The sequence below is a fragment of the Leptospira sp. B5-022 genome, assembly GCF_000347035.1.
In the GTDB taxonomy this organism is placed as follows: Bacteria; Spirochaetota; Leptospiria; order Leptospirales; family Leptospiraceae; genus Leptospira_B; species Leptospira_B cinconiae.
Genome location: NZ_ANIJ01000014.1, coordinates 59,514 through 72,858 on the forward strand (window position 1 = coordinate 59,514; position 13,345 = coordinate 72,858).

13 protein-coding genes are annotated in these 13,345 nt (G+C 39.8%); 8 read left to right on the plus strand and 5 right to left on the minus strand.

Going from position 1 to position 13,345, the window contains the following annotated elements; all coding sequences use genetic code 11:
• The first annotated feature begins 108 nt into the window (after window positions 1-108).
• The 4 genes from LEP1GSC192_RS04780 to LEP1GSC192_RS04795 all read left to right on the plus strand — a co-directional run bounded on the left by LEP1GSC192_RS04780 (window position 109) and on the right by LEP1GSC192_RS04795 (window position 5,650).
• Window positions 109-942 carry a biotin/lipoate A/B protein ligase gene (locus tag LEP1GSC192_RS04780; RefSeq protein ID WP_020768930.1) on the plus strand — a complete coding sequence of 278 codons (834 nt, stop codon included), beginning with the start codon at window positions 109-111 and terminating at the stop codon, window positions 940-942.
• Between the two features lie 28 nt (window positions 943-970).
• Window positions 971-2,218 (plus strand): serine hydroxymethyltransferase, encoded by a 1,248-nt coding sequence (glyA, locus tag LEP1GSC192_RS04785; RefSeq protein ID WP_020768801.1) that lies wholly within the window; start codon window positions 971-973, stop codon window positions 2,216-2,218.
• Between the two features lie 127 nt (window positions 2,219-2,345).
• Window positions 2,346-4,319, plus strand: coding sequence for a hypothetical protein (locus LEP1GSC192_RS04790; protein ID WP_020768974.1), 1,974 nt, complete (start codon window positions 2,346-2,348; stop codon window positions 4,317-4,319).
• 146 nt (window positions 4,320-4,465) lie between these two features.
• On the plus strand, window positions 4,466-5,650 hold the full coding sequence (locus tag LEP1GSC192_RS04795) for an acyltransferase (protein ID WP_020768834.1): 1,185 nt from the start codon (window positions 4,466-4,468) through the stop codon (window positions 5,648-5,650).
• 4 nt (window positions 5,651-5,654) lie between these two features.
• Here LEP1GSC192_RS04795 and LEP1GSC192_RS04800 read toward each other — a convergent pair whose 3' ends face one another.
• A complete protein-coding gene (locus LEP1GSC192_RS04800; RefSeq protein WP_020768847.1) occupies window positions 5,655-6,170 on the minus strand; it encodes a GNAT family N-acetyltransferase in 516 nt (171 codons plus the stop codon).
• Between the two features lie 97 nt (window positions 6,171-6,267).
• On the minus strand, window positions 6,268-6,789 hold the full coding sequence (locus tag LEP1GSC192_RS04805; RefSeq protein WP_232420960.1) for a Pycsar system effector family protein: 522 nt from the start codon (window positions 6,787-6,789) through the stop codon (window positions 6,268-6,270).
• A 133-nt stretch (window positions 6,790-6,922) separates the two neighbouring features.
• On the opposite strand from LEP1GSC192_RS04805, the gene LEP1GSC192_RS04810 reads away from it, so the two are divergent.
• The 3 genes from LEP1GSC192_RS04810 to LEP1GSC192_RS04820 are packed head-to-tail and all read left to right on the plus strand — an operon-like array spanning window position 6,923 to window position 10,117.
• Window positions 6,923-7,570 carry a hypothetical protein gene (locus LEP1GSC192_RS04810; protein WP_020768812.1) on the plus strand — a complete coding sequence of 216 codons (648 nt, stop codon included), beginning with the start codon at window positions 6,923-6,925 and terminating at the stop codon, window positions 7,568-7,570.
• Window positions 7,563-7,823 carry a hypothetical protein gene (locus tag LEP1GSC192_RS04815; RefSeq protein WP_020768937.1) on the plus strand — a complete coding sequence of 87 codons (261 nt, stop codon included), beginning with the start codon at window positions 7,563-7,565 and terminating at the stop codon, window positions 7,821-7,823. Before LEP1GSC192_RS04810 ends, LEP1GSC192_RS04815 begins: the two co-directional genes overlap by 8 nt.
• Window positions 7,820-10,117 (plus strand): DNA polymerase domain-containing protein, encoded by a 2,298-nt coding sequence (locus tag LEP1GSC192_RS04820; RefSeq protein WP_020768841.1) that lies wholly within the window; start codon window positions 7,820-7,822, stop codon window positions 10,115-10,117. The genes LEP1GSC192_RS04815 and LEP1GSC192_RS04820 overlap by 4 nt, the downstream gene beginning before the upstream one ends.
• Before the next feature lies 1 nt (window position 10,118).
• Here LEP1GSC192_RS04820 and LEP1GSC192_RS04825 read toward each other — a convergent pair whose 3' ends face one another.
• Window positions 10,119-11,264, minus strand: coding sequence for a DUF1577 domain-containing protein (locus tag LEP1GSC192_RS04825; RefSeq protein WP_020768971.1), 1,146 nt, complete (start codon window positions 11,262-11,264; stop codon window positions 10,119-10,121).
• Window positions 11,265-11,629: 365 nt separating this feature from the next.
• On the opposite strand from LEP1GSC192_RS04825, the gene LEP1GSC192_RS04830 reads away from it, so the two are divergent.
• Window positions 11,630-11,929: a hypothetical protein gene (locus tag LEP1GSC192_RS04830; RefSeq protein WP_020768860.1), complete on the plus strand. Its 300-nt coding sequence runs from the start codon at window positions 11,630-11,632 to the stop codon at window positions 11,927-11,929.
• Between the two features lie 36 nt (window positions 11,930-11,965).
• Here the strand turns inward: LEP1GSC192_RS04830 and LEP1GSC192_RS04835 are convergent, their stop codons facing one another.
• Window positions 11,966-12,778 carry a hypothetical protein gene (locus LEP1GSC192_RS04835; protein WP_020768875.1) on the minus strand — a complete coding sequence of 271 codons (813 nt, stop codon included), beginning with the start codon at window positions 12,776-12,778 and terminating at the stop codon, window positions 11,966-11,968.
• Window positions 12,779-12,846: 68 nt separating this feature from the next.
• The gene (locus LEP1GSC192_RS04840; RefSeq protein WP_036089099.1) at window positions 12,847-13,260 is read right to left on the minus strand and encodes a hypothetical protein; all 414 of its coding nucleotides are present in this window, start codon (window positions 13,258-13,260) and stop codon (window positions 12,847-12,849) included.
• Window positions 13,261-13,345 lie beyond the last annotated feature (85 nt).

Below are 13,345 nucleotides of genomic sequence, written 5' to 3' on the forward strand. Positions count from 1 at the left end.
AATACAGAAGTCGGATTCGGAGAAACGTTCCAAAAGATAAAAAGATAACTACAGTCAATAACAAAACCCATGGACGAAAACCATAGGTCGATAGACTCTGGTCTCGAAGTGCGAACTTTTATACTAGACCAAAAATCCATTCGGACACCTTATTATAATCTAGCTTTAGAAGAGGCTCTCGCAGTCCAACTAGTATCCGGAGGATATTCCGGAGGGGTTCGGTTTTGGGAAGGACCGAGGTCCATTATAATGGGTCTTTCCGAAAAGCCGGAACTAAGCGCAGGAGAAGAGAACCGAGAAAGTTTTCTGACCGAATTTCAAAAAAGACGAATCCCAAAAAAACCTTCTGCCACAGATCCGGTGTATTTAGCCAGAAGAGCAAGCGGTGGCGGAACAGTGGTTCATGAGCCGGGATGGAATCTGAACTTCAGTCTTTTTGTTTCATTAGAGGCAAAACCTGAACTCTATCCAGTTGCCAACTCTTATAATATATTCTTAGGTTTGATATCTTCCGCATTGAATAGACAAGGGCTCAAAACAAAATGTAAGGGCAAGTCCGACTTAGCCTTGGAACTTTCTCCGGATGTATGGAAAAAAATTTCGGGTAACGCCCAGTTCAGGAAGAAGAACTGTATCGTGCAGCATGGGACCTTGATCCTGGACCCAAGGCTTATTCCTTTGGTGTCGGACCTCCTACCCCATCCTCCGGAAGAACCGGAATACAGAAAGGGCAGAACTCATGAGGAATTTGTGACCTCATTACCGACCTCTTTTTCGCCAGGAAAATTCAAACAAGACCTTTCCCTTTTATTTGCGGATTATCTGGGGGTTGAAATTCTAGGTACCGAGACGGATCCTTCCTTCTTTCGAAACGTTCGCAAAGCGGCAGATCGGCTTTTCCAGGAAAAATATTCAGATCTAGGCTATATTCTGGGAGAATGATTCTCTCAAAACTCAAACCGAGGAAAAAATGAAATACCTTCCCCAACAAGACCCCGAAATTTTCAAAGCCTTACAAGCGGAAGACATGAGGCAGGAACAAAATCTGGAAATGATCGCATCCGAAAACTTCGTATCCAGATCCGTTTTAGAAGCCTATACTTCTACGCTCACCAATAAATACGCAGAAGGATATCCCGGAAAAAGATATTATAACGGGTGTGTAAACGCAGACATAGTCGAGTCCTTGGCGATCGAAAGGGCAAAAAAGATCTTCAAAGCAGAATATGCGAACGTTCAGCCCCATTCCGGTGCTCAGGCAAATATGGCGGTCTTCTTGGCAACATTAGAACCGGGAGATTCTTTTTTAGGAATGAACCTGGCCCATGGCGGACATTTAACCCATGGTTCTCCTGTAAATATCAGCGGAAGATATTATAAACCGATCCCTTACGGTGTAGATCCTAAAACGGAAACGATCGATTATGACGCTCTGGCGGCTCTTGCAAAAGAACATAAGCCTAAATTGATTGTTGCAGGCGCTTCCGCATATTCCAGAACGATCGATTTTGACAAGTTCGCAGAAATCGCAAGATCCGTAGGTGCAAAACTGATGGCGGATATCGCGCATATTTCAGGGTTAGTCGCGACAGGTTATCACCCCTCTCCGATCGATAATTTTGATTACGTTACCACCACCACTCACAAAACCCTCAGGGGGCCAAGAGGTGGATTAATTCTTTCTAAATTAGAAAATGAGAAAGTATTAAATTCCAGAGTGTTCCCCGGGATCCAAGGTGGACCTCTAATGCATGTGATCGCCGCAAAAGCGGTGGCATTCGGAGAAGCGTTAACCCCCGATTACAAAAAGTATATCGAAACAGTACTCGAAAACGCAAAAGTTTTGGCGGAAGTATTCGTAAAAAGAGGATTCAGGGTTGTGAGCGGCGGAACTGACAATCATCTAGTCCTTTTGGATGTGTCCGTTAAAGGACTGACCGGCGCAAAAGCGGCCGACGGATTGGATGAGGTGGGAGTTACCGTGAATAAAAACGCCATCCCATTCGACAAAAATCCTCCGGCAGTCGCTTCCGGAATTCGTTTAGGAACTCCTGCACTTACTACCAGAGGGCTTAAACCTTCCGATATCGAAAAAGTTGGAAATCTGATCTGCGATTTCTTAGATAACCCTGATGACGAAAAGACAAAGGAAAAAGTTAAGGCTGGTGTAAAAGAGATCACCCAACAATTCCCGATGACCGATTTCAGATTGGATTAAAATTTGCGACTTCTCCGGGACAAAATTTCCGGAGAAGTTATCTCTCCTTCTAAAATTCTTCCCTCTTCCTCTTTTTCCAACCCTGGAAACATCTTGACTACTTTATAATTCCATTTATTATTTTTACATGCTCATATTAGGTCAGGATCCCGGCAACCCTATCCTGATTTGGCCGGAGTTCTCCTGGACTCCAGTTATCAGCGGAACGATTTTTTTAGTTCTCTTATTTTCCGTAATCTTCCTCTTACAACGTTATTTACGCAGGCAAAATCGGCTCGCATTGGAATACAGAGCGAAGATCGTTTCCAAGCTACGTCTCCATCATTTCAATTCCAAGGACACGAATCTTTTTCACACATTTTTGGACCAGGTTGATAACTCCGATCTAAAACGATTGGCGGAAGACCCTTCCTGGTATCGAAAATATTTTCTCCCCGAGTTTTTACAATTTCTTGCAGAACAAAGTAATCTTCCCGCATGGAAAGACATATTGATCGTACATACTTTGGATCATTTGATTGAAGATCATAAGGCCATAGCTAAAAACTTCATTAGCGCAATTTTAGAAACCGATTCAGAGGAAAGATTTCCAGCCTTATTAGGGATCCAAGAGCTGGATGAGAATTCCTTAAACAGAGCGATAAGAGCAAGGATCTATACTAAAAAAGTAGGGGCCACATTCTCTCTCACCAGATACGAAAGAATGAAGATCATAGTTCCGGATGAGAGTAAACGATGGCTCAAATCCGAAGCGATATTAATCTCACAAGAAGGTACAAATCTTACACTGCAGATCAAAACAATCCCGGAATTGGACCAAAAGAAAAGCGAAGAATGGCTTGAAACTCCAAAGACAAGTCCAGCCGGCCCCGCTCAACCAGGCGCCATACCGGACGAATACCTAAATAGTCTGGCACAAATTTTAGAATATTCAGGCCTGCATCCAAACACCTGCGAAGAGATATCTCGATTAGTAAATGCTTATAAAGAACACCCGGGATTAATACGTAGAAAACATAGACAAGAAGATTATAAAATATTAATACGTCTGTACAATGTATGCTTCATCAAATTCCGCTCTCAAACGTCCAACGTCCCTAAGCCGGTACTTCTATTTATTCATTTTTTCTTTTTGGACGAAGGTTTACTATCCGCAAAAAGAATAGAGGATCTGGAAATAGCCATTACCTCGCTAAAATCCCCCACAACCGATCACCAATACCGGGAAGTAAAACTCTCGGTCCATCTCCTGCCTGATTGGTTAAATTTGATACTGGCAGGCAAAAAGAATCCATCCCAAAATCATCTGGGACAGACCTACGATCAGATCCAAAAATCGAACCTGCGCTGGAATCAGGAAGCGGAAGCAAAGAATATAATGAATAATGAATATCTTTTGCATATTCTGGACTGGGAATTGGAAAACATACTTTATATGGGACTGTTGGGTATTTCCTTAAATCCGAATTTCGCTTACCCGATCCTTTCAGAAGATCAATTTTACGGATCCACAGAATCCAATCTGACTTTCGGCGATAAAATCCTATCGAATGCAGAAAAAGTTAAGCAGATAGATCCGAACCTTTTCCAAAGAGAAGTAAGCGCGATCTCCAATATGGACCCAAGCCGTACCGATCCGTTTAGAAAAGAATTTTCTGCGGATTGTATCCTACTTCCTTATAGCGGAAACAGAGGAGTCCTTTGGCAAGATACAAGTGTTGGCAACCAGGATTGCTGTAGGCTGTTATTTCCGATAATCATGACGGAAAATGCTACATTAGTAGTCACCAAAACCCTTGGCGAATTCCGCTGGGAAACGGAAAGAACCATAAGAGGAAGAAAGTGGACGGATCCCGTACCTGCTTCCCTCACCTCGGAATATTATTCCTATTTGGAAAATTTCCAAAAAAATCCGAACCTAACCGTAGAAGCGAAAAAGAGAATAGAACAACAATGGATCAAGGTCGGAAAGAACATCAAAGATATGTTTAGCATAGACTATGCTTATTGGATACTTCTAGAGGCCGAAGGTAAACCGAGACTCAATCGGGTCGTTCGAGAAATCCTAAATCGTTTTATTCCGATCCAAATTAAGTTGTGATCTCTTCTCACGCATGCCATTTAAATCGAACGGAAAGTTCAATGTAAAATGCAAAAATATGTTTTCAATATCGGATCATTTTATTTCCATATTTTAATGCCGACCTAGTTATTCGGCGTCAGAAGTAAAAACGGAAGAGATTCGAATTGAAATATCTATTCTCTAAAAATGAATCCGAATTGCCCGCATTAAACGGATTAAGGGCGCTATCCATTTTTTTAGTCATTATATTTCACCTAGGACCAATATTTAAAACGGAAGAACTGACCCTCATACACGTTCTTCAAAATTTTCGGACAGGCGTGGATTTATTCTTTATCCTAAGTGGGTTTTTAATTTATGGGGGACTTTTAGCGGAATACGAAAAAACCTCCAAACTAGATCTGAAAATTTTTTATGTAAAAAGAACGTTAAGGATCATGCCTGCGTATTATTTTTGTATTTTGATCAATTATTTTTATACTCAAAAAACCTATAAACTTTTTGATAAGATACCAAACCCAAATACAGCAGACATTTTCAACCATCAAAAATTAGAAAACATGCTATCTAATTCATGGGGGGATTTCTTATACCTATCAAATTATTTTAGAGAAAGATTGTTTGAATATGGATGGTCCCTTTCTGTCGAGGAACAGTTCTATCTGGTCGTTCCGCCGTTATGTATGTTTCTACTCTTCAGAGTTACAGAAAACTTGAGACGAAATATATTAATAGTTTTATTCTTTTTACCGTTAATTTTCAGAATCGTCTATTTTTTTTGGGGAATTGACAGACGTTTAGTCGAGGTCCATACGGAAACCCGTTTTGACTTTTTGATTTTAGGAATGTTGATTGCGGAACTCTTACGCTGGAAACCGCTTTTTTTTAAACAAAGGAATATCAAAATAGATCTTTTATTCAGTGTTTGTATAATCGTCACTTTGCTATTTTCGTTTCAGCAGACAAGGGTGAAAGTGAATTCCATTTTTATATTTACCCTATTTCAGTTCGGATATGGATTATTGTTTATAGTTGCTTTAATCAAAGGTAGTTTTTGGAACAAAATTTTCAGTTTTTCCTTTTTTAGGCCCATTGCTCGCGTGAGTTACACGATGTATTTATGGCATGCAGGTCTATCAGGAATAGCATTGTTCTTATTATACGGAAATAGTAATGTGGAACTAACGAATTTTGGAACCTTTTTGTTAGTAGGATTACTGACTACTCTATTTGTCTTTCTAGTCTGCATCCCGATCTTCTATATAACCGAAAGACCTTTCTTAGCGCTGAGAGATCATCTAGTCAAAAGACTGAAGAACAAGAAAAGCGAAACAGTCGTCCCGAGCTGAAAGTTTATTTTTTATATCCTTCCCAATTTTCTCTGGTCAAAAGATAAACTTTACAGTCATCCGATCCGAACCTTCGGTTCTCCAGAAATTTAAATCCGAATTTTTCGTAAAACGTATGTGCTCTGGAATTTTTAGCAAGAGGATCCACGAGAACAGAATGAACTGAAGTTTTGGAAAAACATTTTTCCAAAACCTGCCTCATAATTTGGGTTCCGTAACCTTTTCCTAAATTCTCTACATCGCCCAGCCATATATCGATTGCCATATAACCGGATCCGATCTCTCCCCAATAATGGGATTCTTCTCTTTGCGGGTCAATGATCTGCACGAAACCGATCGGGATCCCTTCCTTCTCCGCAATCAATTGTTCTCTCCAATCCGGGAATCGTTTGAGTTCGATTTCCCAACCCCAATCATCATTCGGATCGGACTCGATCACATGTTCCTTTTCATCCCATTCTTCGAGAGTTCTCAAATCTTCGTAATTTGCGGTTCGGAGGGAAATTTTCTGTTCTTTCATGTATATTTTATATAGAACCTTTCTCAAAACCCTTTACAAACAATTCCTTGGATTAAACTTTTCGCTGTAGGCTTTTTAAAGTATTTTTCAGCTAGTTCTATATAATTCCTTTAATTTCCAAAAATATTAAAATCATGGATGAAGTGACTCCTACTAAAAGACAACGATAACTCCATCTCAAATATCTATATTTTGTAAAGTAGAGAGATTTTCCCAACTGATACAGATCTCTTGTTAAGGCTTCATACAAAGTAGAATCTTCCGAAGCGATCTCTTCCATCTTAATCATAAATTCTTTTTCACTCAACGGAGCAAAATGCCCGAAAAACAAAGGATTCGATTTACCGTTCTTTTTCTGTTTGAACGTAGGCATCACCGCGAGTATAGCCAAACTTGCTGCGATTACGATAAATACCATCAAGGTCAGTAATCCTGTTCTATAGACCGGCCTTTGGACATATCCTAAGGATAGTGAAAGGATTACGAATGATGCCGCGATCAGAATATTCGCTTTTTGGTCCGCCATCTGGCTGAGCTGAGAATGATGCTGGTGAACGGTCCTAAAAAGATAATCTACAGCAGAACGAGCACGGACCGTTTTGAAATGATCTGATTCCATAGCTCCAAGGATTTGGTAAAATAATTTTAGACAAGACATAATTGAAGTAGCCCAAAGCCCAAAAGTCCTCTTTTTGGAATTCCTACACCTCAAATCACTTTACATATTTCAACATATCATTTATATAGTATATATGTATTTAGGTCCCCTGGAAGGTTTCCAAGACCAGTTGTTTCGCCCGGTCCTAGGCTGGAGCAGGGATAATGTAGGGCTTTTAACGGGAAGACAGGGGATCTATAAATTGGCGCTTCGTTGGGAATACGCATTTGCCGTTTCCGGATTCCAGGTCTTTAATTTGGACTGTGCCATTCGTTTCGACGTATTCACAATCACAGAAGAGACTAGAAAAAGGAGAGTATCTCCAGAGGCCCTTCTGGAAAAGATTTTGGTCCAGAGAGCATTTACTCCCTATCAGATCTTGGATTCCTTACGGGAGATCTATACTTCGACAAAAGAAAATACGATCTATTTCCTTTTGGCTCCCTGCAAACAATTCTTTGATGGAGATGTTCAGGACGACGAAGGTCTCTTCCTTTTGGAAAAGTTGGTATTATTATTGGAACGTATGCGTTCCAAACGGATCCCGATTGTCCTTGTGGAATCTACAAAATACACTCACCCGAACTTTCAAAAAATTTTCCCCAAGTTAGTGGCACTCTCTGACGATCTTTGGGAATTGAATATGGTGGAAGGTCACTCTTATCTTAAGATCAGAAAAGCGAAATCTATATACGAGATCGGAACGGATCAAAGTTCCAAACAGGAGTTTATTTATGGGTAGGACGGTTATTCCATATTCCAGACAAATGCAGTATATCGAATCCAGTCTTGGACAATACAGAAGAGGACTTCGCAAACCGGACCAGGAAATTTTCGACGAATTGATCCGAACTGCAAAACTCCAGGTGCAGGCAGGAGTGATGGCTTCTTCTCCTTATCCGATCGATATTATGCTTCTTACGATGATGATCGATCTTAAGAAAGAAATACTTAGATTAAAAAAAGAATCGGAAGCTATCAGGAAACAAGAATGAATCTCCAAACCGCCAGAGGATATCTGTTCGACGTTTATCATGCGGAGGACGTGGTATATCTTTGGCTAAAAAACGAAGAAGGTGGATCCCAACTCTTTTTAGATAAATTTAATCCGATCATATATGCAAGAGGAGAAGCCGATCTACTTAAAAAATTAGTAAAACGTCTTTTCGAGCTGGATGCTATCTTAGGTATTCCCGTATATGAAAATAGAAATCTATTCTATGAAAATAAGACCGTTCCTGTCTTAAAAATTGTGATTAGCAAACCTTCTGTCTTACCTAAGATCAGTCGGAAATTATATGCTCTTTACGGAAAATTCGAGATCTATCATTCTGATCTGGATCTTCCTACAAGCTACATGTTCCAAAAAGGTCTATTTCCTTTATGTAAAATGGAAATAGATTACACCGAAGATCCGGGAGCAAAACGGGTCGTAAAAATTAGAACCGGGGATTCTCCATCGGAAATGGACTATGAAGTCCCTAAGTTCAAAATAATACATTTGGAACTCAAAAAAAGTCACAGGATCAGTATAGAAAAAAATTCTTTGATCGTAAGGACAGACACGGATTACCATGAGTTTTCCGGAACGGATCCCGAAAAACTATTAGAAAAACTGGATATACTATTAAGGGAAGAAGATCCGGACATTCTTCTGACCCGGTATGGAGATCAAGTCATCCTACCTTATTTGTTCTACCAATCCCAAAAACACGGATTTCTGCCTGCATTAGACAGAGATAGGAGCACTCCCATCCGAAGAAATATAAGTACCAAAGGAACCAGTTATTTTACGTATGGGAATATAGTGTTTAGGGCTCCTTCTTATCCTTTATTCGGAAGATGGCATATAGATTCCAAAAATAGTTTTGTATACAAGGAAGCGGATCTAATGGGAGTCGTGGAACTTGCGAGACTCTCCCGACTTCCTATACAAAAAATGGCAAGAGCATCCACAGGAAAGGCGCTCACTTATATAGAGACCGATGTGGCCTTAAGGAGAGGATATTTAGTTCCTTGGCAAAAAAGTGCGGTAGAGGCTCCTAAGACAGCTCTCCAATTGTTAGAAGCAGACAAAGGTGGATTGGTCTTCCAACCGGATGTAAGTCATGGAAAAACGGCGGAAAATGTAGCACAATTGGATTTCGCTCAGATGTATCCGAGTATCATGGCGATGCATAATATTTCTCCGGAATGTGTGAATTGCCTATGTTGTGCCGATGACAAAACAGTCCCAAAAGCTCCGGATATTGGATATCGTATATGCAATAAACGTAAAGGAGTTGTTTCCGAAGCTCTCGAACATGTATTGGAAAGAAGAGCCTATTACAAAAAACAGTCCAAGATCACTTCCGGAAAACAATTGGAGGACTATGAAGCAAAACAAGCCAGTTTAAAATGGATGTTAGTCACTTCATTCGGATACTTAGGTTATAGAAACGCAAAATTCGGAAGATTAGAAAGCCACGAAACCGTGAACGCATTCGGAAGAGAAAAACTTCTTCTCGCAAAAGAAACCGCTGAAGAATTCGGCTATGAGTTCGTTCATGCGATCACCGACAGTATATTTATCAAAAATCAAAATTCTTCTCCGCTGAGCGCAACCGAACTGGATTCCTTGTGTTTAGAAATACAAAAAAGGACCGGGATCAGAATGGAGGTGGATGGGGTCTATACTTGGTTACTTTTTCCCCCTTCCAGTCAGGATTCCGAAATGCCTGTGGCAAATAGATATATGGGAAGATTCCAATCCGGAAAGTTGAAATGTAGAGGAATAGGAGCCAGAAGAAAGGACCTGCCTTATTTTATCACAAACGCCCAAACTGAAATGTTGGAATGGATGAAGACCAAGGTTACGATCCAAGATCTAAAAAAGTCCGAATCTGAAATTTTATCCATCTATTATAAATACGATTCTATGATCCGTCAGGATCGAATTCCTCCGGAAAATCTTCTACTTCGCAAATCCAGTTCCAGGGAATTGGAAGAATACGAAGTAATGGGAGCCACTGCACTTTCCATGATGAAACTTAAGGATTTTGGAATAGAAGTGCAGGCAGGGGAAAAGATAAAATACTTAGTATTGAACCGAAGATCGAAAACAAAGGACAAAAGATACATGCCGGAAGAAGAATTACAACTTTATCCGAATAGGATAAAAATTACGGGCTTCGATAAAGAATATTATAGAAAAATGTTAGTCGGTGTTTTTAGGGAAGTTTGGGCGGAATTTGCCTCCTTCAAGGATTTTGATTCCTTAATAGATCCCCAAGGAAGATTCGATTTTTGAATTAAAGAGCGCCCTTTTGCATCAATTCCAGATTCTTAATATACCTGTTCCTCTCTCCAGGATGATCCGATTTCCCCTTAAACTCCAAACCTATCATCAAATTTTTGTCCTCATCCTTTCCCCACCAACGAATGGCGGCGGACACGGTCAATGGAGCTTGCATCTTAAAGAGAACATCCAGGATAAAGTCTTCCTGCTTAGTTAGAGTATCGATCAGATCCGGATCGTGGATCTTTACCTTAAGCCCTTTGAGAGAAGCATCCAAAACTTTAAACTTTTCAGTAGTTTTGATAGTATTCGATTCTTTGATCCGGCTCACAACCTCGTCGGAAAGTTTCCCCAGCTCCGATAAATAATCCGAACTGAAATTTTTATCCTTACTTTGTATCCATATATAACCTATAGGGATAGGCTGATCCGAATGATTTTTGTAAATGATAGGGCGGATGAGTTCCGAAACGATTTTCTGGTCCTTAAATTTTCGGATCATTGTACCGACATCTTCGTCCACCTCTTTGGAATAATCCAAACGATCCGGCCCGGATTCCGAATAAGACTTAACGTTTTGGGTATCCTCTAACAATAACGATTTGCGAGAACGTTTAACGATCTCGAACTTCCTATCCAAACCGGGTTTGAATGCTTCAATTACTATATTATCAGTGTTATTCTTTTTCAGACGGTTCTTATAATCTTCTAAATTCACTTTTATTAAAGTGGGAATATTGAACATATTCGCTTCGATCACCGTTTTAGGTGTAATTAGATTGGTAACGACTACCTTACCGTTCAAAACCGGAACTCGAGGACTTTCCCGATTCGATTTTGCAATGGCCAGTCTCTCCACCTTTAAGAGGTACAGGTCCTTCTCCGCTTTTTGAAGGAACTGACATTCTATTTCTATATACTTGGCGAGGATCTTGAATAAGGAGATCTTCTTCTCTCCCGTTTCTTCCCAATCTTCCGGCATACGGATTAGGATCTTTTCGTCCTCTTCCAGATACTTTTTGATAACCGCCTTTCTATCAAAAGGATAGATCTTAAGAGAAAGTTCCTGATCTAATAGATATTTCAGAATAACATGCTTTTTCTGCTCCTTGGAAACGATATAGTCCAAAGTTCTAGAATTCCTTTCATAATATTGCATAATATAAATATTACTTATTTTAATAAGCGAATTGATTCTTTTCGAATTAACCGACTCAAAATTTATTCTTTGAATGTCTTTCGATTCCTTTTTTTTAAAGAAAAATCGCTTTCCTGGGAAAAAATTTTTTACTAAATATTATCCGTTAGGGGACACTGGAGGACTATCGTATCCCTATAACGGGGGGTCTGAAACCCGGGCAAAACCCACGAAAATGTAAGTTTTATTTATGTTTCTGTAAATCGGTAGATTATATCGGATACAAAACTAATTCCATCTTACGAAAAAATTTTTCCTAATTAATCGGTTGACTAGTTTAAATTATGGAAATAAATTATTAATCCAATTTCGGATTTGGGGAATCTATGAAAAAACTGATCATTGTCCAGCTTCTTATCTTGGCCTTCTCCGCTCATTCTAAACTTGGTCTCTACGCGGATGGATGTTATATCTGTAGCTCCGGTTCGAGCTCCAATTGTAGGGATTATTGCAGTTATTCCGGCTCGGATACTTCCGAAAACCGCAAAAAATGCGAGAAATCGGGATGTAAGATCGGGGGAACGGCAAGCTGTCCTACCGCCGTAAATTATAAAGTCTGTTCTGCTTCCATTTTCGATCCTCCTATCGATAAGAAAAGTTACCTAGCATCCCTTCTCGCTAAATAGCTTCGAATCCCGGGGTGTCCCCCCGGGTGTCTTTTCTTATTTCAGAGTGTTTATAAAATCGATTAGATCGGCACTGATTTTTGGAGCACTCGCCTCGAATACCATAGGCGGATTCGTACCGAGTGTCGGGCTAAACATTCCAAGACATTCCAAACTTCCTATTCCACATTCCTTTGGATTAGGAGAGATCCATAATGCCCTCCATACTGAGTAATTATTATCATATTCCAGTTCTTTTATAAGATTTAAGTTTTTATCATATACAAGGACTTTTGTATTCGCTGCATACGCTTCGTAGGAAGGGAGAATTCCTAACGTTGCCACACTGAAGAGACTAGAAAAGATTGTTACAAAGTTTAAACCTATGTTCCTAGACTTTTCAAAAACTGGATAGTGCAGTCCCATAATATAGTAATCGTAGGGGAGATTTTTGAAGGAGTAAGTGTAATTTTCCCCTGTTTTTGAGATCTCCAAAAACTTTTCCAGCTCCTTGATCCCGGTAGGTCCGGTTACTTCTAAAAATGCTTTTACGAATTTCGAAATCCTCTCCGAAGAGAGATCCTTTCTGATTCCGTTCGGTTTATTTTCGCCAGGGATTGGAAAACTTCCTCCAATAGGTTCTTTGATCGTGCGGGAATACGGATCGGAAAGGGCTTCAAAGTCCACTGTCCCATCCGGATTTTTTAACTTAGTCGATTTGAACGTATTAAAACCTAAGTAAGCGATCCTGAATTTTTTAGTAGGTTGTTTTGTTGGAGTTCCTACTTCGCTGGTTTGGGTAAGCGAATATCTAGAAGCGCAGGCGTTGGATAAAATTAGAATGAAGATAGAGAAAACCAGTAAACGCATTTGGAAACCCTAAACGAATTTCCGGGAAGATTCCAGTAAAAAATTTACTTCGTTTAGGAATTCAAATCTCAAACTTCTTCTTTCGAAGGGAGAAAGACCAAAACAAGGCCGCATAAAGCGGTCACTAAAGTTACCGGAGTGAATACGATAGTTTCTGTCGCGTTCAAAGAAAAAATATTTCCCAGGGTATTTAAAGAAAAGATCGCGATCATGATCCAAAGTAATATCCGAACAATCGATTTAGGAACTGGCAGTTTGATATATTCTGAATCGAGTGCGATCACTGCTAAAAAGATAAAATTTAGAAGAATGGAAATCGATTCAAAAACGACCATCTGTTCCCATGTTTCCAATCTCCCTCCCCATACTATGGAAAAAGGGACCACGCCGGAAATGATGATCGTATGAAAAATAATGGAACAGGAAAAAAATAGAAGGAGTAAACCTGCCGCGGATTTTCTGATCAGTATCTTTTTATTCATACTCCACCTTCTCGTTTTACAAAAAAAATCCCCCAACGAATCGAATCCGGAGGGGGTTTTGTGAATTTTGAAACGGATAAAAGAA

Excerpts from the sequence above, each read along its gene's own strand:
- glyA (WP_020768801.1), top strand. The coding sequence starts at position 971 with ATGAAATACCTTCCCCAACAAGACCCCGAAATTTTCAAAGCCTTACAA.
- LEP1GSC192_RS04790 (WP_020768974.1), top strand. The coding sequence starts at position 2,346 with ATGCTCATATTAGGTCAGGATCCCGGCAACCCTATCCTGATTTGGCCG.
- LEP1GSC192_RS04800 (WP_020768847.1), bottom strand. The coding sequence starts at position 6,170 with ATGAAAGAACAGAAAATTTCCCTCCGAACCGCAAATTACGAAGATTTG.
- LEP1GSC192_RS04805 (WP_232420960.1), bottom strand. The coding sequence starts at position 6,789 with ATGGAATCAGATCATTTCAAAACGGTCCGTGCTCGTTCTGCTGTAGAT.
- LEP1GSC192_RS04810 (WP_020768812.1), top strand. The coding sequence starts at position 6,923 with ATGTATTTAGGTCCCCTGGAAGGTTTCCAAGACCAGTTGTTTCGCCCG.
- LEP1GSC192_RS04815 (WP_020768937.1), top strand. The coding sequence starts at position 7,563 with ATGGGTAGGACGGTTATTCCATATTCCAGACAAATGCAGTATATCGAA.
- LEP1GSC192_RS04820 (WP_020768841.1), top strand. The coding sequence starts at position 7,820 with ATGAATCTCCAAACCGCCAGAGGATATCTGTTCGACGTTTATCATGCG.
- LEP1GSC192_RS04825 (WP_020768971.1), bottom strand. The coding sequence starts at position 11,264 with ATGCAATATTATGAAAGGAATTCTAGAACTTTGGACTATATCGTTTCC.
- LEP1GSC192_RS04830 (WP_020768860.1), top strand. The coding sequence starts at position 11,630 with ATGAAAAAACTGATCATTGTCCAGCTTCTTATCTTGGCCTTCTCCGCT.
- LEP1GSC192_RS04835 (WP_020768875.1), bottom strand. The coding sequence starts at position 12,778 with ATGCGTTTACTGGTTTTCTCTATCTTCATTCTAATTTTATCCAACGCC.
- LEP1GSC192_RS04840 (WP_036089099.1), bottom strand. The coding sequence starts at position 13,260 with ATGAATAAAAAGATACTGATCAGAAAATCCGCGGCAGGTTTACTCCTT.